This window comes from Corynebacterium rouxii, from assembly GCF_902702935.1.
GTDB classification, from domain to species: domain Bacteria; phylum Actinomycetota; class Actinomycetes; order Mycobacteriales; family Mycobacteriaceae; genus Corynebacterium; species Corynebacterium rouxii.
Genome location: NZ_LR738855.1, coordinates 2,048,594 through 2,067,953 on the forward strand (window position 1 = coordinate 2,048,594; position 19,360 = coordinate 2,067,953).

22 protein-coding genes and 1 pseudogene are annotated in these 19,360 nt (G+C 56.9%); 8 read left to right on the top strand and 15 right to left on the bottom strand.

Annotated elements, in window-relative coordinates; all coding sequences use genetic code 11:
• Positions 1-23: 23 nt before the first annotated feature.
• Together CIP100161_RS10080 and CIP100161_RS10085 are read left to right on the top strand one after the other, a co-directional pair.
• Positions 24-194: a thiazolylpeptide-type bacteriocin gene (locus tag CIP100161_RS10080; RefSeq protein ID WP_155874076.1), complete on the top strand. Its 171-nt coding sequence runs from the start codon at positions 24-26 to the stop codon at positions 192-194.
• A 73-nt stretch (positions 195-267) separates the two neighbouring features.
• The gene (locus CIP100161_RS10085) at positions 268-1,719 is read left to right on the top strand and encodes a YcaO-like family protein (RefSeq protein ID WP_155874078.1); all 1,452 of its coding nucleotides are present in this window, start codon (positions 268-270) and stop codon (positions 1,717-1,719) included.
• 19 nt (positions 1,720-1,738) lie between these two features.
• Here the strand turns inward: CIP100161_RS10085 and CIP100161_RS10090 are convergent, their stop codons facing one another.
• Together CIP100161_RS10090 and CIP100161_RS10095 are read right to left on the bottom strand one after the other, a co-directional pair.
• Complete coding sequence (locus CIP100161_RS10090; RefSeq protein ID WP_155874080.1) at positions 1,739-2,497, bottom strand: ABC transporter permease; 759 nt, start codon at positions 2,495-2,497, stop codon at positions 1,739-1,741.
• Positions 2,494-3,417 carry an ABC transporter ATP-binding protein gene (locus CIP100161_RS10095; protein WP_155874082.1) on the bottom strand — a complete coding sequence of 308 codons (924 nt, stop codon included), beginning with the start codon at positions 3,415-3,417 and terminating at the stop codon, positions 2,494-2,496. Before CIP100161_RS10095 ends, CIP100161_RS10090 begins: the two co-directional genes overlap by 4 nt.
• A gap of 357 nt (positions 3,418-3,774) precedes the next feature.
• Here CIP100161_RS10095 and CIP100161_RS10100 point away from each other — a divergent pair.
• The 4 genes and pseudogenes from CIP100161_RS10100 to CIP100161_RS10115 all read left to right on the top strand — a co-directional run.
• Positions 3,775-4,780: pseudogene (locus CIP100161_RS10100) on the top strand (transposase); the annotation flags it as partial.
• Positions 4,781-4,993: 213 nt separating this feature from the next.
• On the top strand, positions 4,994-5,962 hold the full coding sequence (locus CIP100161_RS10105) for an SPFH domain-containing protein (protein WP_155874084.1): 969 nt from the start codon (positions 4,994-4,996) through the stop codon (positions 5,960-5,962).
• A complete protein-coding gene (locus tag CIP100161_RS10110) occupies positions 5,962-6,177 on the top strand; it encodes a hypothetical protein (RefSeq protein ID WP_155874086.1) in 216 nt (71 codons plus the stop codon). Before CIP100161_RS10105 ends, CIP100161_RS10110 begins: the two co-directional genes overlap by 1 nt.
• Before the next feature lie 32 nt (positions 6,178-6,209).
• Positions 6,210-7,502 carry a dicarboxylate/amino acid:cation symporter gene (locus CIP100161_RS10115; protein ID WP_155874088.1) on the top strand — a complete coding sequence of 431 codons (1,293 nt, stop codon included), beginning with the start codon at positions 6,210-6,212 and terminating at the stop codon, positions 7,500-7,502.
• Here CIP100161_RS10115 and CIP100161_RS10120 read toward each other — a convergent pair.
• The 13 genes from CIP100161_RS10120 to dacB form a co-directional block, all read right to left on the bottom strand.
• Positions 7,499-8,278: a pantoate--beta-alanine ligase gene (locus tag CIP100161_RS10120; protein ID WP_155874090.1), complete on the bottom strand. Its 780-nt coding sequence runs from the start codon at positions 8,276-8,278 to the stop codon at positions 7,499-7,501. The genes CIP100161_RS10115 and CIP100161_RS10120 overlap by 4 nt on opposite strands.
• Positions 8,279-8,290: 12 nt before the next feature.
• Positions 8,291-8,914, bottom strand: coding sequence for a 6PGD fold domain-containing protein (locus CIP100161_RS10125; protein WP_155874091.1), 624 nt, complete (start codon positions 8,912-8,914; stop codon positions 8,291-8,293).
• Positions 8,911-9,852: a DUF6779 domain-containing protein gene (locus tag CIP100161_RS10130; protein WP_155874093.1), complete on the bottom strand. Its 942-nt coding sequence runs from the start codon at positions 9,850-9,852 to the stop codon at positions 8,911-8,913. Before CIP100161_RS10130 ends, CIP100161_RS10125 begins: the two co-directional genes overlap by 4 nt.
• Before the next feature lies 1 nt (position 9,853).
• Positions 9,854-10,321, bottom strand: coding sequence for a DUF3180 domain-containing protein (locus CIP100161_RS10135; RefSeq protein ID WP_155874095.1), 468 nt, complete (start codon positions 10,319-10,321; stop codon positions 9,854-9,856).
• Positions 10,318-10,797 carry a 2-amino-4-hydroxy-6-hydroxymethyldihydropteridine diphosphokinase gene (folK, locus tag CIP100161_RS10140; protein WP_155874097.1) on the bottom strand — a complete coding sequence of 160 codons (480 nt, stop codon included), beginning with the start codon at positions 10,795-10,797 and terminating at the stop codon, positions 10,318-10,320. The genes CIP100161_RS10135 and folK overlap by 4 nt, the downstream gene beginning before the upstream one ends.
• Before the next feature lie 9 nt (positions 10,798-10,806).
• Entirely contained in the window at positions 10,807-11,172 is a 366-nt protein-coding gene (folB, locus tag CIP100161_RS10145; protein WP_155874099.1) for a dihydroneopterin aldolase, read from the bottom strand.
• Between the two features lie 5 nt (positions 11,173-11,177).
• On the bottom strand, positions 11,178-12,014 hold the full coding sequence (gene folP / locus CIP100161_RS10150; RefSeq protein WP_155874101.1) for a dihydropteroate synthase: 837 nt from the start codon (positions 12,012-12,014) through the stop codon (positions 11,178-11,180).
• Between the two features lie 123 nt (positions 12,015-12,137).
• Positions 12,138-12,452, bottom strand: coding sequence for a thiol-disulfide oxidoreductase DCC family protein (locus CIP100161_RS10155; RefSeq protein WP_155874103.1), 315 nt, complete (start codon positions 12,450-12,452; stop codon positions 12,138-12,140).
• A gap of 1 nt (position 12,453) precedes the next feature.
• Entirely contained in the window at positions 12,454-13,026 is a 573-nt protein-coding gene (gene folE / locus CIP100161_RS10160; protein WP_155874105.1) for a GTP cyclohydrolase I FolE, read from the bottom strand.
• A 6-nt stretch (positions 13,027-13,032) separates the two neighbouring features.
• The gene (ftsH, locus tag CIP100161_RS10165) at positions 13,033-15,489 is read right to left on the bottom strand and encodes an ATP-dependent zinc metalloprotease FtsH (protein ID WP_155874107.1); all 2,457 of its coding nucleotides are present in this window, start codon (positions 15,487-15,489) and stop codon (positions 13,033-13,035) included.
• A 131-nt stretch (positions 15,490-15,620) separates the two neighbouring features.
• Positions 15,621-16,208 carry a hypoxanthine phosphoribosyltransferase gene (hpt, locus tag CIP100161_RS10170; protein ID WP_155874109.1) on the bottom strand — a complete coding sequence of 196 codons (588 nt, stop codon included), beginning with the start codon at positions 16,206-16,208 and terminating at the stop codon, positions 15,621-15,623.
• Positions 16,209-16,228: 20 nt separating this feature from the next.
• On the bottom strand, positions 16,229-17,107 hold the full coding sequence (tilS, locus tag CIP100161_RS10175) for a tRNA lysidine(34) synthetase TilS (protein WP_155874111.1): 879 nt from the start codon (positions 17,105-17,107) through the stop codon (positions 16,229-16,231).
• Positions 17,100-18,380, bottom strand: a complete 1,281-nt coding sequence (gene dacB / locus CIP100161_RS10180; protein WP_155874581.1) for a D-alanyl-D-alanine carboxypeptidase/D-alanyl-D-alanine endopeptidase — start codon at positions 18,378-18,380, stop codon at positions 17,100-17,102. The genes tilS and dacB overlap by 8 nt, the downstream gene beginning before the upstream one ends.
• A gap of 34 nt (positions 18,381-18,414) precedes the next feature.
• Between dacB and CIP100161_RS10185 the strand changes: the two genes are divergently transcribed.
• Together CIP100161_RS10185 and CIP100161_RS10190 are read left to right on the top strand one after the other, a co-directional pair.
• Positions 18,415-18,891 (top strand): inorganic diphosphatase, encoded by a 477-nt coding sequence (locus CIP100161_RS10185; RefSeq protein ID WP_155874113.1) that lies wholly within the window; start codon positions 18,415-18,417, stop codon positions 18,889-18,891.
• A gap of 159 nt (positions 18,892-19,050) precedes the next feature.
• Positions 19,051-19,347 carry a rhodanese-like domain-containing protein gene (locus tag CIP100161_RS10190; RefSeq protein ID WP_166443171.1) on the top strand — a complete coding sequence of 99 codons (297 nt, stop codon included), beginning with the start codon at positions 19,051-19,053 and terminating at the stop codon, positions 19,345-19,347.
• Positions 19,348-19,360 lie beyond the last annotated feature (13 nt).

The window sequence follows — 19,360 nt, forward strand, 5'->3', positions numbered from 1 at the left end:
TCCCATGAAAGGAGCGCGCCATCATGACAAACATGCACAGGGACACCATGTCCGACCTCAACCTGGATTTGCTCGCAATGGAGGTCGAGGGCCTCGAGGTAAACGACTACGTCGATACTGATGACACCGCATTCTTCAGCATGTGTTCGTCCACTACCTCTTCCTCCTCCTGCATTTCCACGTCTTCCTCCTAGCTCCAAGCTTCTTCTCTAAGGAAGCTGCCGGAGCACAGCGACTTCCCCGTTGTGCTCCGGTTCTGTTTGCATCATGATCAGTGCTTCTTCACTAGCGTTTACTGCCCTTGCAGACACGCCTCCGCCACGCGAAGTCGACCGCCGTCGGACGGCCGGCTTTGCTACCACGCATGCCTTAAAAAACCTTTGTGACGTGGCAACCGAACTATCAGACGATTCATCGTGGGCAATCCATGTACTCACGGGTCAGGTCGTGAAAATTCCTCGTCCCGTACCTGCTGAAAATTCAAAGCCGTATAGGCTTCCACTGGAGGCTCTTGATGGGATCGTCACTTCTGTCCTCGATCCCACCGTGGGGATTCTAGGCCCTGGTCACTTAGATCGCGGTTGGACTACGTCCGTTCCCTTTTCGGGGACTACCCGCATAAGAACCGCCCTCTGCAATCTTGATCTCACGTGGTCAGGACAGACAGAGTCGCTACACCACAGCCGAAACATTGCAGCCCTGGAAGGCCTGGAGAGATTGTGCTGTGCTCATTCTAGGGGAAGAGTGACTGTGGGGCCAGCGACCAGCTTTTCAGGAAAAGCTGTGCCCCCTACGCAGCTAGGATTCGGGGCGGACATGCTCGCCCTCAATAGCGGCCTGATTCCATGGTCGCCTGATGAGTCACACATGTGGGTGGAGGGACGCAATCTTCGCACGCACGATTCTGTGTTTCTGCCCGTTGAATGCGTTTATTACGGAGACATTCCAGCGCGTCGTTGGGCCGTGGGCAATTCCTCTGGCTCAGCCATTGGAGTTTCACTGGCCGATGCCACCCATGCGGCATGCCTTGAGCTCATCGAACGCGATGCCATCATGTCCACGTGGGCGCGATCGATTCCTACCCAGCCCATCCTCCCCAGCTCTATTGCCGAACTCGGCCCGCTACTCTGCCGCGCACGGATACTGAGGCTTCGGATCCGACTCGCCCGGGCCTATACCGATCTCGGATTCCCCGTGGTTATCGCCTGCGTCGACGACGGCGCGGCAGTGTCTTTAGGATCGGCCTGCCGCGATTCGCTCAGTGCTGCAGCCGTCGCAGCCCTCAACGAAGCCTGGGCTTTTTACCCCGAGCGGCAGCGCGTTCGCAGTGCCGGGTCAGCTGTGCCGGAACATATTCGTTCTGTCCTTGACCACGCTAATCAGGTGTCGCTCCCAGAGTGGACAACCCCCATCGACAGGCTACTCGGCGCAGATCAACCACCGCGTCGGTGCAGCAGGGCTGAAGACTCAGTTACCCCGTCTGCTCTCGCAGCGCTTATCGACGCCGGCTTTGACCCCATCCGCATAAACACCACGCTGGCCGATGTCCAGGAATATGGCCTCACAGCCGTGACCGTGGTCGTCCCAGGCCTCGTCCCTATCGACTTTGGTTGGGACCGCCAACGAGCACAGTTTATGGAGCGACCCGCCCAGCTTTGCAGCCAAGCAACCGGTGGCATCATAAACCCATTAGAAACGACGTGCCACCCCTTTGCGTAACCGCTCCGAGGCACTGCGTTTATCGTTTTTGCTGGCGTTTCGACGCCGCGAAGGCTAGTAGCGCAAACACAACAGCCCACGCGGTGATATTCGCTACGGCCCACCACAGGGGAACAGAGGCTAACGTCCCATTCGCAGCGGCCTCTTCTGCGCCAGATATAGGAAAACGCGCTAGTTTATTTACCCCGTAGAGCGGCATGAAACGTGACATGGAGAGCAAAAATCCGCTGAGCGGAATGAACATGTTGGACAAAAATGCGCAGATCAGTACGCCAAAAGAGGCAATGGACAAGGCAGCCTCACCGCGAATAAGCAGTGCAATTCCCAGCCCAAAGAGCGCAAAAGGTACCGCCGTAAGCCATGACGCTAAGAACGCCAAAGCCCACCGAAGATCGCCTTCTATCTGGGCCGTCGTCAAAGCGCCGATGGCGTACACCACGATGACTGGGGCAAGGGAAACCACCAAAACCGTAAATACCTTGGTAGCAATGTATTTCCCGCCAACGAGAGGGGTCATCGCCAACTGGCGTCCCCAGCCTTTTTCCTGCTCCAGCGCCGAAGTGGCAGCAAGGCTCGTCGCCACGGTGACAGAACCATAGGCAGCCATCGATGCCATCACTGTCGCGCTTACATTGCCGTGTCCCAGCTTGATCTCCGCATAACTTTGGATAGCACCAAAAAGGATGTACATTCCCGCTGGCAGCAAGATTGCGAATACCAGGTTCGCCGGATTACGCACGATGCGCTTGACGTCTATGAGACCAAACCGAATATTCATGCTGCGTCCTTTGCCTTAGCATCGCGTGAATGAGTCAGCTCAATAAATGCGTCTTCAAGCGATGTCGTTGAAACCAACAAGTCATAAGCAGATGTGCGATTAAGGAGGTATCGCGCAACGTCGTCTGGCTGCGTAGTGTCCAGTGTGATTCGATCACCGTTAATGCTTACGGTCTTAACCCCAGGCAGGCCAGCGAGCTCTTTCGTGGAAGCACCCGGAATAACAGCGCTAACGGTTGCACCTCGAACTGACGCCCTAATTTTTTCGATGGGGCCATCAGCGACGATTTTTCCTTCGCTGATAAAGATGACGCGCTCCGCGAAATCATCCGCCTCTTCGATGTAATGAGTAGCAAAAATAATCGTGCGGCCAGCATCCGCTTCTTCGCGCATGATGCGCCAAAACTTCCGACGTGCCTCAACGTCCAATCCGGCAGTGGGCTCATCCAGGATAAGTACTTGCGGATCTGAGAGCATGGCCAACGCAAAACGCAATCGCTGTTGCTGGCCCCCAGAGCATTTCTCTACTTTTCTGCGAGCAAAACTAGACAGATCCCAACGCTTAATCACGTCTTTTACCCGCCCACGCGCTCCATGTGCGGCGGCAACTGCCTGAATAGTTTCCCGCACTGTGAAGTCGGGAAGCAACCCACCAGACTGAAGCACTGCCTGGCACTTGCCAGAGCATGCGGCTTTGCGCGGAGGCTCACCAAGTACTTTCACCTGACCAGAATCAGGCGAGCTGAGCCCCAAAATCATGTCGATCGTTGTGGATTTTCCAGCACCGTTTGGACCCAAAAAAGCAACAATCTGGCCCTGTGGGACGCTAAACGACACCCGATCGACGACAACAAGCCCACGTTGGCCGTGCCGGTAGAACGACTTGGTAAGTTCGGAGACTTGAATGACTGGCGTACTCATAAATTTATGTTAGCCGATTAGTTAGCCAATGAAAAGGGTATATATCGCTTAAAATAATGAGTAACCATCGAGAGGTTAGAAGCCCTTATCCCAAGCCATTACGTTGTTAGCAGTTCCACCCCAAGGCACCGAAGATCCATAGCCTGCCCACCCGAGTAGGCGGACTATGTTTATGCCCATTCCCGCCGTCCGAAAAAAACAATAGACCTAGTCACTGGCTTCGGTATGGCTTATCCCTGTCCCCGTTAAAAAAAGATCCGAGGAGGTGATACCACCGAAGACAGTAACATACTCCAACAGCTCAATAGGAACCTAACCCAGCCCAGACGGCACGAGATCTCACAGTAATATAGATGCCAACACGAAGGCTCGCTACGCAAGCTCTTCGACACATTCCTCACCAATGACACAGAAGTCCTTGTCGTCGTCGATCAGCCCAACAACATCGACAGGCCACCGTCACAGTCACCCAAGCAATCAGCGCCGACGTTCGCCACCTCCCCAAGCTCACCATGCGACAGTTACCACGCACCCACATCAACAACTCCAAGACCGATATACGCAACGCCTACATCATCGCCCGCGCCTACACACACCTAATCAACCAGATACGATCCACACTCGTAGGAACCCACCCCACATTCGAACACGTCCTGCGTGAACAGATGATCCACCGCAAGCGGATCCTCCACCTACTAGCGAAATACAATGGCCCCACCAAGATTCAACGCATCAGCAAAGCACGCCTAGCAGCCTTCGCACGTAATCACAGAGCACATAATCCTGAGCCCATCATCGACGCCATGCTTACTGCCAACCACAGCCAGACCGTATCCATCGCCGGTGCGAAATACGCGCAACTTGGCATAGCAATGCCCGCCAAAGATGCACTAGCCACACTGGAACACCACAAAGAAACTGAAGCCCAAGTACTCGAACTCATCCAAGACATTCCTCAGACCGAGATCCTCTTGCCCATGCCCAGTATCGGCCCACGTAGCGCCGCACAAATCCCCATGACCATCGGCGATATATCCGACTTTCCTGATACAGCACACCTAGCTTCCTATGCAGGCCTGTCGCCACGGACGAACCAGTCGGGAACATCCATCATGTCGAATTCACCCAACCGAGCCGGCAACAAAAAACTAAAGAACACCCCTATGGCAATCGTCTTTTGCATCAATTAGATTCTTTCGTAGATTCCCGGCAATTCTACGAACGAAAACGCAACGAAGACAAAAGACACAACGCCGCAGTCGTCGCGCTCGCACGCCGACGCCCCAACGTCTTATTCACCATAATGCGCAGCGGAGAACTCTACAAAGACATCCCCACAACCCAAGAGGCCACAGCAGCCTAACCACTCCAAACCCCGAAGCCGATTGTGCAAGAAGCCCAATCGACCCTTCAGCATGCCCGAAAACAACACCCGCAGCGTGAAGCAGAAACCCTTCACACCCCCTCCTCCAGCACAAACACCGCTACCCCTTGAAAAGTGATATCACTTAAATTAAAGTGATATCAGGTTTTAACACCCCCATCGGCCCCCACATTGAAAGGACCGGCCCATACCATGCCCACCAACTCCCCCGTCACCAACACTCAACCCGTTGGACATGAAGGCACCCGCGTTCAAATCACCGAAAAGCAGCCATGGACTGGCGGCACCGGCCTAGCGCTTGGCATTCTCGCGCTGGACAGCGTCGTTTTCATCGCCGCTATCACCATGATCATCATGGCAGCCGAAAAAATGGATTCCGCAGCCGGCTCCGCCTCACCGGCAATGATCGCCATGCTGATAGCAGGTATTATCCTTATCCCACTTTCCCTAGTGCCCCTGAGCATGGTGCGTGTAACCTCCCCTGGACACACTCGAGTGGTGCAGCTTTTTGGCCGCTACTTGGGCACCTCTCGCCGCACCGGCCTTTCCGTGGTGCCACCACTGAGCACAACCACAAAGGTGTCGGTTCGCGTACGCAACTTTGAAACAAACGAGATCAAGGTCAACGACCTCAACGGAAATCCCGTCAACATTGGCGCGATCATCGTCTGGCAGGTGGCCGACACCGCCCAAGCCACCTTCGCAGTTGAAGACATGGAAGAGTTCATCTACTCCCAGTCCGAATCGGCGCTGCGCCACGTAGCCACCACCCACCCATACGATGGCGGCACAGCCAAAGCGCCTTCACTTTCCGGCTCCACCGAGCTGGTATCACAAGAACTTGCCGACGAAGTAGCAGCGCGGGTAGCTGTGGCCGGGCTCGAGATCATCGAGGCTCGTATTTCCAACCTTTCCTATGCTCCCGAGATCGCACAGTCGATGTTGCAACGGCAGCAGGCCGGCGCGATCGTGGATGCCCGTGAGGCGATAGTTGAAGGTGCCGTATCTATGGTGGAAAGCGCTTTGGAGCAGTTGGAGTCTCGTGGGATTGTCGACCTTGACCCAGAACGACGCGCTGCGATGGTATCAAATCTGCTCGTAGTATTGTGTTCTGACAACAATGCCCAACCCGTTCTCAACACAGGCAGCCTTTATACCTAATGCCCCGTAAAAATATTCCGCTTCGCATCGACCCCGCCGTGGCCGATGCGATTTCGCGGTGGGCGCAGGACGAAACACGTAGCGTGAATTCCCAAATCGAAATGATGTTACGTGAACAATTACGCCGCGCCGGACGCCTTCCTAAGAACGTTGGCAAGATCGCAAAACCTGGACGACCTGCAAAAAAAGAACCAATAGACCAATCGGTCTTTTAAAAACAGACCATTAAGTACTACTGTGTCTATTTATGAAATGGAATAGCTTCGGAGCTCAGGTCATCTACGGCCTCATCGCAGGCGTAGTTTTAGGGCTCATCGCCAACTCAATGCCGGAAGACAACTGGCTTACTGCCACGCTGACCACCATCGGCAGTGATTACGTTACCCTCCTCAAAGTGCTGATCCCCCCACTGGTGATCACCGCTGTTATTACGTCCATCGCCAACCTGCGCCAAGTCACCAATGCCGCCCGATTAGCAGTCAAAACCCTCATCTGGTTCGCCATCACCGCGTTCTTCTCCGTACTAGCAGGCATCACGGTCGGTCTTATCTTCAAACCAGGTCAAACTACTGGCATCCAAGACACCGCCAAGGCACCGTCCTCAGTCGGATCTTGGTGGGCATTTATCGAAGGCATCGTCCCTTCCAACATTTTAGGTTTACAGTCCACCACCAAAATCGTTGATGGTGCTGCCACCACCTCGCTAAGCTTCAACGTGCTGCAAATCCTCGTAATCGCCATCGCACTCGGCATCGCTGCCGTCAAGGTAGGCGAAAAGGCCGAGCCTTTTATCAACTTCAACCGCTCCTTCTTGGAGATCATCCAGAAGGTCTTGTGGTGGATTATTAGGCTCGCCCCCATCGGCACCGCTGCACTGATCGGCAAGGCAGTAGCCACCTATGGTTTTGAGGCCATGGGCGCATTAGGCAAGTTCGTACTCACCATCTACGTCGGCCTCGCCATCGTAGTTGCTGTTATTTACCCGCTGGTACTGAAGTTCCACGGGCTCAGCGTCACCCAGTTCTACAAGCGCGTCTGGCCAGTATTTTCCTTGGGCTTTGTCACCCGCTCCTCGATGGGTGTTATGCCCGTGACCGAACAGACCACCGAAGCTATTGGCGTTCCCAAGCACTACGCGTCCTTTGCAGTTCCACTGGGTGCTACCACCAAGATGGACGGTTGCGCAGCTGTTTACCCTGCTGTGGCCGCTATCTTTGTTTCCCAGTTCTACGACATGCCACTGTCGTTTACCGATTACATCCTCATCGTGATCGTGTCGGTTCTTGGCTCTGCAGCCACGGCTGGCACCACGGGCGCTACCGTCATGCTCACCTTGACGTTGTCTACTTTGGGTCTGCCACTTGAGGGCGTCGGCCTGCTGCTTGCTATCGAGCCGATCATCGACATGGGCCGTACTGCCGTCAACGTCACAGGTCAAGCTTTGGTCCCAGCGATCGTGGCTCGCCAAGAAAAGATCCTAGATCGCACGCTTTTCGACGCCTCCCGTGAGGACGCCGAAGCGCGTATCACCGCCTCCTAGTCGAGGTTTTTAAATCCCACTCCCACCGGCACGCCGGCGTTATCTGTTAGCTGCACATCTCCAAAGGTTGCGGCTACAAATAACCTAGCGTCGCCGGTTTTTGGCGCTTCCCCCAAGTTCATGGCACGAAGCTGCACATAATCGGGGGTCACTCCAGCAGCTTCCAGCACTTGGTGGGTAACTCGCAACACGGCTTCTTCCCCGTCTTCTGCAGCATGAGCTCCGGCCGTCATAGCCGCAGAAAGCGCTAGCGCATGCTCGCGCTCGTCTTCCGGCACGGTAGTGTTACGCAAAGAGATGGCGATTCCATCCGGCATGCGCACGGTTGGTACGGAGTGCACGGTGACGTGGATGTTGAGGTCGTTGAGCGCTTGTTGGGTGCGGACCAGTAGCTCGTAGTCTTTTTCACCAAAGATCACATCGCTGGGACCAACGAGGTTAGTTAAGGCGATTCGACGGGTGACTTTTTCCGAGAGTTCTTGGGCTGGCTGCATCCCGATGCTCGGCACCTGGATAAGGGTGCGTAGTTCTTCCGGCTCGTACAAAAACACTGCATCAACGCCTTCTTCTGCAAAGGCGGGATCATCGTGCTGGCTGGCTACGATCACGATGCCACCGGGGATCCGTCGTGCGGCTCGTAGTAGTGCTCGGTGTCCGGCATGTACGCCGCTGCCGAGTGGGACGAATACGACGGGCTTTCCTTGTTTTTTAAAGGCGCGTGCCACCATGGCAATTTTTGCTGCGTCGAAAAGTGTGGCAGCACGGTATTCAAACACTCGTTGTATTCCTTATGTGTTGTTTTGTTCTTGGTTCATTGCCCACAACTCTACGTCGTTGTTGTGGAACACTTCCCCGCTTCGACGCGCAAGCTGGGCGTAGAGGCGCTTGGTACCCACGGAGTCGATGGCATGGTAGCCGCGTTCGAGAGCTGCTACATCCAGTGGCGGGGCGACTGCGTCGGTGAGCTGTTCCACCACTTCGTCGGCATGATGGGCATTGCCCAGAGCCTCGGTGAGCAGGTTGCGGGCTTCGGCGCGCACTTGACCAATAAATCCGGCGTAGGCAAGCCCTGCGGTGAGGCGATCGCGTTGGCTTTCTGGTACATGAACTACGCGTCCGCCGAGTTCGCTTATCAAAAGTTCTGCCACCATGCCGGCGAGTTCATCGGAGGCGGTCACAGCGTAGATCTGTGGCATGAGCTTAGTCAGCACAAAGGCATGCCCGCTGGAATATGCGTCAAGATCCGCTAGTGTGGCGTGCCCGAGGTGGGCTACGATCTGGCCGCGTCGAACAAGCTGCGTGGGATCAAATATCAGCTCGGCTTCGCTGGCCTCGGCAAGCACATGCCCGTGGGCGAGAAGTGCTTGCACGAGTTCGTTGTCGCCACTGATCCGCATGCGCGGTGGCGTCATTTTTGGTTCCGCTTGAGCAGGTCGGCAACGGAAACAGAGTTATTGTGTTCGTCGCGACGCCTGCGCCCATGCGGCTCGTTCTTCTTTTCTTCCGAGCCGCGGCCTTGCAACCAGTCCACCTTGGCAAACTGGCCGGTATCAAAGGGGCGTGCCTTGTTGTCGGATTTCTTGGCCAGTGTTTCTTTTTCGGCAACAGCGTCTCGGAAGGACTTCTGGTCAAAGTAAGCACCCTGCGGCTCCGCAATCGTGGGCTTGGGTGCTGGCTTATCCAAGTAGTCTTGGAACTTCGCACCTGGGATATGCAGTTCTTGCTTCTTGGTCTGCTTCTTTTCCGGTGCCGGCTTGGGCTTGTCTCTTTTGCCAGCCTTGGGCCTTGGCGCCTCAGGGGCTGGGATCTTAAACTCTGCAGTCTCGTCAACGCGTGGGCTACGCGCAGGCTCTGGGGTTTTCTCCGCGGTGGTGGGGGTAAAGCGGGAGACTACCTCGGCAATGTTTTCTGAGACGCTAGGAGCAACATCAGGGGTTGCTGCCTCGATCTCATGGATACGACGCGCCTGTGCGCGCAGCATAGCTGGTTCAGTAAACACTTGGCCGGTGAGGGACTCTAGCTGGGTACGCACCTCATTGAGCTGCTCTTTGATCTTCTCCAGCGTTTCCTCGTCGCGCTGGCGCAGCTGCTGCTCTGTTTCGCGCGCTGCGTCGATCTCGGACTTGTGGTGCTCGCGTTCAATCTCTAGTTCCGCACGCGCCAGCTCTGCTTGGGTGCGGTAGCGACTCACGAGGAAAAAACCGATGACCGCTGCCCACAGCGATGCCAATAGCGCGATCTTGAGTGCGCCGACGTTGCCCGTTATAAGCATCACCACGCTGGCTATCAGTGATAACACAACCAGCGCGATCAAAAGTTTTTGCCCGTTGTCCTTCTCCATGCGTTCCAAACTACCGCACTCCCTCGCCCTGTGGTGGGGGCGGCACGGTACAGCACTTTTCCAGCCAGTATCCGGCGGCCGACATCCCCACTCCTCCTAATGCCGCAGCCACAACAACAGGCGTGTCTTGTGCTGCTGCAGTCAGTTCTGAATACTTGGCCACAACATAACAGGCCATACCGGTATACGCTCCCCCGAACACTGCCCCCGTCCATGCCGAGGTTTTTCCTACGATCAAGAATTCGGCGGCGGTGACGGGGTTAAGCTGAGAGCGATCTTGCCCGATTTTTTCGTCGCGAATCCTGCCTCGCACCCGCACGGCCAGCAGCACGCACAGTATCGTCATCGCCCACAGCATGAGTGCAACACTGATGGGCACTGAGCTCATGGAGCCATAGAATCGTGCGACAAGCAGCAGCGACGCTGCTGCGAAGAATACGCCAAGACCGATGAGGGCTATCCAGTTGGTTGATTTCATAGGCTTCCTGCCACTGGGAATGTTTCACCTAACGCGGCTGCGCGCTGCGCTACTTTCTGACCGAGCAATTCAGCTTCGGGGTCTGCTTCTGCCCAGGGCACGAGCACGAAGGCTCGTTCGTGGGCGTAGGGGTGCGGCAGGGTCAGCTCGGGATCGGTGGATACCATGGGGGTGCCGTCGTCGTTGTAGATGGTCACGACATCGACGTCTAGGGTGCGCGGACCCCAGTGCCGCAGGCGACGTCGACGTGCGGCTTCTTCTAGGCGCTGGCCACGTCGTAGCAACTCAAGGGGCGAACTATCGACGTCCACAATGACGACCGCGTTGAGGAACTCGTCTTGGTCTTCTACTCCCCACGGCGGCGTGGAGTAGATCGAAGATGCTGCCACGATCTCTCCCGCGAATTCTTCGACGACCGTTCGCAGCAAGGCATAGCGGTCATCCATATTCGAACCAATAGAAAGCACTGCGCGCATATTCGCCGGTTACCTCCTCGACCTACGGGCAACTACTGCTACATCGGCAAATTCTAGAGGAATCGGCGCTTGTGGTTTATGTACCGTGACCTCAATGGCTGTAATAAGCGGGAATGTTGCCATCGCAGACTCGGCGATCTCGCCAGCTACGGCCTCGATGAGGTCACGTGGCGGGCCTGTCACAATATCGTGGGCGAGCTGGGCTAGTTCCCCATAGTGAACCGTTTGTGTCAGGTCATCTGAGGCTGCTGCGGGGCGCAGGTCCAACCAGCAGGTGACGTCGATAATAAAGTCTTGGCCTTCGCGTTTTTCGTGTTCAAAAACACCGTGGTAGCCAAAGCAGTGCAAGCCTTTAAGCTCGATACGATCAGCCATAACAATCACGCATTCCACAAGGCCGCAACGTCGACCGCGTCTCGGGACACTGCTACTTCGTGCACGCGCACGCACCATGCACCCATTTGTGCGGCGATTGCGGTGACCGCTGCGGTAGCGGGGTCGGCGTCGATTGGTCCTGCTTGCAGGCCTCGGGCGGCGCGGACTGCCATGAGGAAGCGTTTGCGTGAGGCCCCAACGAGCACGGGGTATGGGCCTGCGATAAATTCCGGTAGGGCGCGTAGTAGTGCCCAGTTGTCTTCTTCTGTTTTAGCAAAGCCGAGGCCTGGGTCGATGGTGATGTTGTTTTCTTTGACACCGGCGTTGAGTGCAGAGGTGACCAGCTTATCCAGGGTGCGGTGCACGTCTGCTACAACATCGCCGCCGTGATCGGCGCTTCCTGCCGCATCCCCGAAGCGGACGGTCTTCCAGTGCATGAGGCATACCGGTAGTTCAGTGTCGGCCATAACGGAGTACATGGCACGGTCGGCAAGTCCACCGGATACGTCGTTGATGAGCTTTACGCCGGCTTCTGCTGCTGCGGCTGCGACGCTCGCACGCATGGTGTCGATGGAGGTGACGATACCTTCTTCGGACAGCGCACGAATGACGGGGACTACGCGGCTGCATTCAACGTCGGGGTCAACGCGAGTGGCTCCTGGGCGTGTTGATTCGCCGCCGACGTCAATGATGTCTGCGCCGGCTGCTACGAGGTCGCGGGCGTGGTCGATTGCGGCATCAATGTCGAGCCAGCGGCCACCGTCGGAAAATGAATCTTCGGTGACGTTCACAATGCCCATGACGGCTGTTCGCTCGGGAATGATGAGGTCTTTCGCGCTCACGCCCTGCTCCTTTTATCACTTGCCTGTTGTATTTGGGTGGTTGTGGTGCTCATACTACGCGTTACGGAAAATCGGTCTGGCGAGTTGGGTGTAACTCACCAGACCGATTGTGCAGTCACATTCTTATAGCCTGCATGACGACGCCCCCACCAAGGGCCCAAGCCGGTGCCGGTAGCGGGCGATCACCGCGTAGATTCCGGCGAACAGCCAATGCAGATAAGGCCGCAGCAGCACCCAACCGGCGATGTGTGCCCAGCGGCGTGGTGCCTGCACTAACGCCATTCCGATGGCTCGGTGGCCGCGCTCAACGCCGTGCTCGGTGTGGAGTTCGGCGGCGGTGGGGTGCCCTGGTGTGATGGTTAGTGCTGGGTTGATGCGGGCCAAGTGCTGGGCGGACCATTGGCAAAACCCACAGTCGCTGTCGTAGATGAAGGTCATGTTAGCCGCGGATGAGGCTGAGGACTTCTGCGCGGGAGGCCGCATTGGTTTTGAACCCGCCGCGAACAGCCGAGGTGGTGGTCACTGCCCCTGGTTTGCGGATTCCGCGCATGGCCATGCAGAGATGTTCGCATTCGATGACCACAATCACGGCTTGGGCTTGGAGTTTGTCTACCAATGCGTCTGCCACTTGGGTGGTCAGGCGTTCTTGTACCTGTGGGCGTTTGGCGTAGAGGTCAACGAGTCGTGCGAGTTTGGAAAGGCCGGTGACTTTTCCGGATTCGCCTGGGATGTAGCCAATGTGTGCTTTGCCGAAGAAAGGCACAAGGTGGTGTTCGCAGGTGGAGTAGATCGGGATGTCGCGGACGAGGACAACTTCCCGATGGTCCTCGCTGAAGGTTTTGGTGAGGACCTCGGTGGGGTCGGTGTGCAGGCCTGCGAACATTTCGGCGTAGGCCTTGGCTACACGCGCAGGGGTTTCTTGCAGTCCTTCGCGGTCGGGGTCTTCGCCGACGGCGATGAGCAGTTCGCGGACTGCGGCTTCTGCGCGTTGTTGATCAAATTGTGCGGTCATGGGGTTTTACTCGTCAGTGTCTTCGACTCGTTTTATCACTTGGGTGGGGTCAGACGAAGGGCGCTCACTGTCCGATGGTGCGCGGTGGCGACCGGTTTCATCTTGTGGTTTCTCCCACGGGTTTTCGGTGCGCTCGTTTTCTGGGAGTTGGAAGCCTACTTCTTCCTGTGGTTCGGCAGGGGCTGCGGTTGTGCTGTCGTCTGCATAGTTTTTCACGCCAGGATGCACGGAGGCAGGGGTATCTGCGTTCTTGGGTTGCGCTGGTGGCCACCCTGGTGCGGTCCAGCCTTGTGGTGGCGGGGTGCCACCGTAGCGTTGTTCCTTGACCGCAGGGGTTTCAGGGGTTGCAGGCTTTTCGACGCGCTGCGCGGTGCCGTCCATATGTCCGAGTCCGCGTGCGGGTTCCTGTGGTCCTTGTGCGGGTGCTACGGGTGCAGCCCCTGCGTTGCGTGCGGCGAGTTCTGCTTCCCGCTTGGCACGTGCGGCCTTGGATGCCTCCAGGATGGAGAACGGCTTAGGTGGTTCTTCGCCGCGCTCGATAGCGAGTTCGGTTGGGGTCTTGACTGGTTCTCGGCCTGCTTGGCGTGGGAAGCGATCGTTTTCGTTAGGGAATACATCGCCCACTTCGCGTGGCTCGATACCTTCGAATAGCGCTTCGAGGTCGGGGCGTCGAAGTGTTTCTTTTTCGAGGAGCTTTTCGGCGAGTTTGTCAAGGTAGTCGCGGTGCTCAGCAAGGATGCTGTAGGCCTCTGCGTGGGCTTTATCCAGCAGGTATTGCATTTCGCGGTCGATTTGGGCGGCAACGTCTGGGGAGTATTCCAGGGTGCCGGATCCACCACGGCCGGAGAAGGGGTCGCCTTGTTCTTCGCCGTATTTGACCATGCCCAGTGATGGGCTCATTCCGTACTCGGTGAGCATGGCTTTGGCGATCTTGGTGGCTTGTTCGATGTCGGCGGAGGCACCGGTGGTTGGTTCGCCGAAGACGAGTTCTTCGGCTGCGCGACCACCCATGGCGAACACGAGGCGTGCGTAGAGCTCGTCGCGGTTGTACATGCCCTTGTCGTCTTCTTGGGCGGTCATAGCGTGTCCGCCGGTACGCCCACGGGCAAGGATGGTCACCTTGTACACGCGCTCAATGTTTTTAAGTGCCCATGCGGATAGGGTGTGGCCGCCTTCGTGGTAGGCGGTGACTTTCTTTTCCTTCTCAGAGATCACCTTGGAGGATCGACGTGGGCCGCCGATTACGCGGTCGGTTGCTTCTTCGAGTGCGTCTGCGGTGATCACGTTGCCGCCGATACGTGCGGTGAGCAGAGCTGCTTCGTTGAGCACGTTGGCAAGGTCGGCACCGGACATACCGGCGGTGCGGCGTGCCAGTGCGGTGATGTCGGCGTCTTTGGCAAAGGGCTTGCCTTTGGCATGGACGCGCAGGATTTGTTCGCGGCCTTTGAGGTCGGGGTTGGTCACTGGGATCTGGCGGTCGAAGCGGCCTGGGCGCAGCAGTGCTGGGTCGAGGATGTCGGGACGGTTGGTGGCCGCCATGATGATGACGCCTTCGCGGTCACCAAAGCCGTCCATTTCCACGAGCATCTGGTTCAGTGTTTGTTCGCGCTCGTCGTGTCCGCCACCCATGCCGGAGCCGCGTTGGCGGCCGACTGCGTCGATCTCGTCGATGAAGATAATGCAGGGGCTGTTCTCGCGGGCTTGTTTGAAGAGGTCGCGGACGCGGGATGCGCCCACACCGACGAACATTTCGACGAAGTCGGAACCGGAGATGGAGTAGAACGGTACGCCTGCTTCGCCGGCGACTGCGCGTGCGAGCAGTGTTTTACCGGTGCCGGGTGGGCCGTAGAGCAAAACGCCACGTGGGATTTTGGCACCGAGTGCTTCGTAGCGGGTGGGATCTTCGAGGAAGTCTTTGATTTCGTGCAGCTCATCGATAGCTTCGTCTGCACCTGCGACATCCGCGAAGGTGTTGGTGGGCATGTCTTTGTCGAGCTCTTTGGCGCGGGAGCCACCGAAGCCGAACATGCCGCCTTGGCCGCCTTGCATGCGGCTGAAGATGAACATGATGATGCCGAACATGAGCAGCATCGGCAGGATGTAGCTCAGCATGGAAACAAAGAAGTTTTCTTGGTTCACTTTGGTGGTGAACTTCTCTGCCTCGGACTTTTCCACCTTGTTAAAGATGTCGGCGGAGGCGCGTGCGGGGTACTTGGTCAGGATTTCCGAGACGTCTTTTTGCCCTTCGTGTTCGATCGGGTTCTTGAGCTTGATGCGCAGGCGCTGCTCGCGATCGTCGATCTCCACTTCCTTGACGTTTTTGTTATCCAATTGGGTAACGGCCACGGAAGTTTCTACGGGCTTATAGCCTCGGGTGTCATTTCCAAGGAAAGTAAACACATAAATGGCCATGAGCACGATGGCGGCTATCACGCCATACTGCAGGGTCTTTTTGTTGTTCATGCACGCACCGGCTCTTGTGTGCCGGTCCCTTTCTTAAATGAATGTGGAAAAGCTACTAAAAGGTTCTGCCATTAGTAACGCATAAAACCAGCCAGACGTTCCCAGCTGGTTTCTTTTGAGGTGCCCCTACCCTATTGTTCGGTGTATACGTCCTCGTTCAAGGATGCGATGAAGGGGAGGTCGCGGTACTTTTCTGCGAAGTCAAGGCCGTAGCCGATGACGAACTCGTTGGGTAGGTCAAAGCCGATGTCGAGGCAGTCGATGGTGGTCTTTACCGCTTCTGGCTTGCGCAGGAGGGTGACAATTTCGAGGGACTTTGGTTTACGTCCGGAGAGGTTCTTGATCAGCCATTTCAAGGTGAGGCCGGAGTCGATGATATCTTCAACGATCACAACGTTACAGCCTGCGACATCGCGGTCAAGGTCTTTGAGGATTCGTACCACGCCTGACGACGACGCCGAGTTGCCGTAGGAGCTGACGGACATGAATTCGATCTGGCACGGAATGCTTAGCTTGCGCGCAAAGTCGGTGAGGAAGAACACTGCACCCTTGAGCACACAAATGAGTACCAGGTCTTCTTTTTCATCGCGGTACTTCTCAGATACGCGGTCAGCCAGTTCTTGGATGCGGTTTTGAAGTTGATCTTCGGTGATCAGTACTTCTTTGACGTCGTTACCGTAAGGGTTGGCTGGCACTGGAAGTTCCTTCGAATCGTGCATAGGGGTTTCACCTTTCATAATCAGCTAACCGAAAGTCTGCCATCTTTGCGGGTCACTTCCAACCCGTTTCCTACTGGAACGGCTTTTTGTCCGTGCCAATTGGTCACTAATGCATCAACTGTGCGCAGGTGAGCAGCGCTAACCCGCGCCCCGTGGGCTTGGAGGAGTGCGACGAGGTGGCGGCGTCGTAACGCTTGCGGCATAGCTGCTAGCTGCACGATTCGGTTGTCGGGCGTGTCTACGCGTAAGGCTTGGGTGTCCTCGGCGATCAAGGTGGCTGCTTGTGACAATGCTGGCACTGCGTCGCCGCCAATGATGTCGGACAACAGCGGCACGACTTGGGTCCGTAGTGCTACGCGCAGGAAGTCGGTGTTGGCGTTGTGGGGATCGTGCCAAGGTTCGATGCCGAGTTCTTCACAGGCGGCGAGGGTGGTGGCACGACGAACGCTTAGCAGGGGCCGCCAGAGGTTGTCGACGTGGAATTGCATTCCTGCGGCTTTCCCACGTAGCGCGCCGAGCAGGAGCGTTTCGGCTTGGTCGTCGGCGGTGTGCCCAACGGCAACGGGGAGGTTGCGCGAGTACAGGGCTTGGTAGCGGGCGCTACGGGCGTTGGCTTCGAGGTTGCCCGGCGCGACGGTGACGGTGATGACTTCGGCGTGTGCCCCGAAGGTGCGGGCGTGGTGGGCTGCTTGTTCTGCTACTTCGCGGGAGCCTGGTTGGAGTCCGTGGTCTACGCAAAGGGCGTTAACGTTGTAGCCTTCGGCGCATAGGGCTGCAACAAGGGCGAGGGAGTCGGCGCCGCCGGAGAGTCCGACAGCGATGTCGCGGGGTTGTACTGTGCGTACGGCGACGCGGCAAGCCATGAAGTTGGGGCTGTGGCGGGGCCAGAATTTATGCATCGCGAAGCGCCGAGGCGAGGGTGTCGAGGGCTGCGCGGGCTTCTGGAATTTCCGAGCCGTTGGAGATCAGGCCGAAGCTGTAGATGTGCCCGCTTATCGACGGCACCACGCCGACCAGCGCCGATACTCCAGTCAGGGTTCCGGTTTTGGCGCGTACCCAGCCGCGGCCGTCGAGTTCTGCGTAGCGGTCGACGAGTGTTCCGCTGCCGCCGGCAACAGGTAGAGCGAGGATGAGCGAGTGGACTTCGGGGTCGGTTGCTACTTTGGTTGCTATTTGGGCGAGCAACGCTGGGGTGATGCGGTTGTGGAGGGAGAGCCCTGAGTTGTCTGCTACTTCGGAAGCTCCGATGGTGATGCCGTGTTCGCTCAGGATCCGCAGTGTTGCTTGTACGGGTTGGGCGGCGTCGATTTCGCGTCCAATGGCTTCTGCCATCACGTTGTCGGAGTGTTGCATCATCTGGAAAATGCGTTTTTCTAGAGCTTCGGATTCTGTGGTGGCGATAACATCACCGTTGGCGGAGTCGGTGTAGCCCTTGGTTCCGGCACCGAGGCGTTGTGCGAGTGCGGAGGCTACGTCGAGTCCTGGGTTTTGGCTGCGTGGCACGTCGCCTTCTTTAGCACCGATGCGACCACCGTAGAGCATGATGGGTTCAAGGGGTGCTACGTATCCGGCGTTGACGTCATCGGGATCCCAGCCGCCTAGTATTTTGTCGCCTTTCCATGTGGAGGTGTCTACAAGCACCGCACTCACGCTAGGCATCTGCTCTTTGATCTTGTGCGCTAGTTGGTCGAGACGTTCATCGGTAAGCCATACGTCACCTGCGGCTTTGATAACCACGGTGTGGTCGTCTTGTTTGATCACATCGGTGGTGATGCGATGGTCGGGGCCTAGTTCGTAGAGCGCTGCGGTGGCGGTGAGCATTTTAGTTGCCGAGGCAGGGGTCAGTGGTTTGTCGGCGTCTTTTTCAAGGATCACCTCGCCGGTGGTGGCGTCGACAATTGTGCCGGCGAAGCCTGCAAGCCTAGGGTCTTGTGCGAGCGCGCCGACGGTGCTGCGTAGTGCCTCGTTGTTGGTTGTCCCTTTGTCTGTCAGCGCGGTGATGCCGCGAGCAGGCTCGATGGGTTTATAGGGGGCTTGATGTGTTAAGGCATGTTTGTACTGCACTACAACTCCCGTTGTCACAGTGCCTGCTACCACTACTGTTGCAGCGATCGTCGCTGCCCACCACTTTGCGCCATTCATCGCAACCAGCCTACTGCTAATATCAAGCACAGTCTTATTTCTTATAGTCAATGAGGAGAATGCAATGAGCATTGAAGTCACCATCGAGATCCCTAAGGGTTCCCGCAACAAGTACGAAGTCGACCACGAGACTGGCAAGGTTTACCTCGACCGCTACCTGTTCACCCCTATGGCATACCCGCTGGATTACGGCTTCATCGACCACACCCTTGGTGAGGACGGCGACCCATTGGATGCGCTGGTCATCCTCCCTGAGCCAGTTTTCCCAGGCGTGATCGTCAAGGCTCGTCCACTGGGCGTTTTCAAAATGACCGATGAGGCCGGCGGCGACGACAAGCTGCTCTGCGTGATTGATGATCCTCGTTGGGATCACCTCCAGGACATCCAGGATGTTTCTTCCTTCTTGCGCGATGAGATCGAGCACTTCTTTGTGCACTACAAGGATCTTGAGCCAAACAAGGAGGTCACCGGTTCCGGTTGGGGCGACAAGACTGAGGCTGAGAAGATCCACGCTGAGTCCATCGAGCGTTACCAGGGCTAGTTTTTTGCGGCTGTGCCGTGTTGTTTAACGTCGGTCCGGCGAGTCGGATGACAACCTGATGTGGTTGCCTGACTTGGTGGGCCGATTTTTTATCCACTGCATACCTATGGGGGTATCCACGGAGCCGTTGTTGCCCACTCCCCTAGGAAAACAGCTAGCATGTTCGTTATGCGTGAAGTATCAGTGACTGAGGTGCCTGCGGGCGCACAGCTTATCGACGTCCGCGAGACCGACGAATTCGCCGAGGTGCATGCCTCTGGCGCGAAGAACATTCCTATGAGCGAGGTGACCACCCGCGTGGGTGAGATCGATTGCGACAAGGACGTTTACGTCATCTGTAAAGGTGGCGGCCGTAGTGCTCGCGTCATTGAGTACTTGAATGCTCGCGATATTGATGCGATCAATGTTGCTGGTGGCACCGACGGCTGGGTTGCTGCCGGCTTGCCTACTGAGTAAGTCGTTCTTTCCC

Excerpts from the sequence above, each read along its gene's own strand:
- ftsH (WP_155874107.1), bottom strand. The coding sequence starts at position 15,489 with ATGAACAACAAAAAGACCCTGCAGTATGGCGTGATAGCCGCCATCGTG.
- folK (WP_155874097.1), bottom strand. The coding sequence starts at position 10,797 with ATGCGCGCAGTGCTTTCTATTGGTTCGAATATGGATGACCGCTATGCC.
- CIP100161_RS10085 (WP_155874078.1), top strand. The coding sequence starts at position 268 with ATGATCAGTGCTTCTTCACTAGCGTTTACTGCCCTTGCAGACACGCCT.
- CIP100161_RS10190 (WP_166443171.1), top strand. The coding sequence starts at position 19,051 with ATGTTCGTTATGCGTGAAGTATCAGTGACTGAGGTGCCTGCGGGCGCA.
- CIP100161_RS10125 (WP_155874091.1), bottom strand. The coding sequence starts at position 8,914 with ATGACGCCACCGCGCATGCGGATCAGTGGCGACAACGAACTCGTGCAA.
- CIP100161_RS10115 (WP_155874088.1), top strand. The coding sequence starts at position 6,210 with ATGAAATGGAATAGCTTCGGAGCTCAGGTCATCTACGGCCTCATCGCA.
- CIP100161_RS10080 (WP_155874076.1), top strand. The coding sequence starts at position 24 with ATGACAAACATGCACAGGGACACCATGTCCGACCTCAACCTGGATTTG.
- folE (WP_155874105.1), bottom strand. The coding sequence starts at position 13,026 with ATGACCGCACAATTTGATCAACAACGCGCAGAAGCCGCAGTCCGCGAA.
- tilS (WP_155874111.1), bottom strand. The coding sequence starts at position 17,107 with ATGCATAAATTCTGGCCCCGCCACAGCCCCAACTTCATGGCTTGCCGC.
- CIP100161_RS10095 (WP_155874082.1), bottom strand. The coding sequence starts at position 3,417 with ATGAGTACGCCAGTCATTCAAGTCTCCGAACTTACCAAGTCGTTCTAC.
- CIP100161_RS10135 (WP_155874095.1), bottom strand. The coding sequence starts at position 10,321 with ATGAAATCAACCAACTGGATAGCCCTCATCGGTCTTGGCGTATTCTTC.
- CIP100161_RS10105 (WP_155874084.1), top strand. The coding sequence starts at position 4,994 with ATGCCCACCAACTCCCCCGTCACCAACACTCAACCCGTTGGACATGAA.
- CIP100161_RS10155 (WP_155874103.1), bottom strand. The coding sequence starts at position 12,452 with ATGACCTTCATCTACGACAGCGACTGTGGGTTTTGCCAATGGTCCGCC.
- folB (WP_155874099.1), bottom strand. The coding sequence starts at position 11,172 with ATGGCTGATCGTATCGAGCTTAAAGGCTTGCACTGCTTTGGCTACCAC.
- CIP100161_RS10090 (WP_155874080.1), bottom strand. The coding sequence starts at position 2,497 with ATGAATATTCGGTTTGGTCTCATAGACGTCAAGCGCATCGTGCGTAAT.
- hpt (WP_155874109.1), bottom strand. The coding sequence starts at position 16,208 with ATGCACGATTCGAAGGAACTTCCAGTGCCAGCCAACCCTTACGGTAAC.
- CIP100161_RS10110 (WP_155874086.1), top strand. The coding sequence starts at position 5,962 with ATGCCCCGTAAAAATATTCCGCTTCGCATCGACCCCGCCGTGGCCGAT.
- CIP100161_RS10185 (WP_155874113.1), top strand. The coding sequence starts at position 18,415 with ATGAGCATTGAAGTCACCATCGAGATCCCTAAGGGTTCCCGCAACAAG.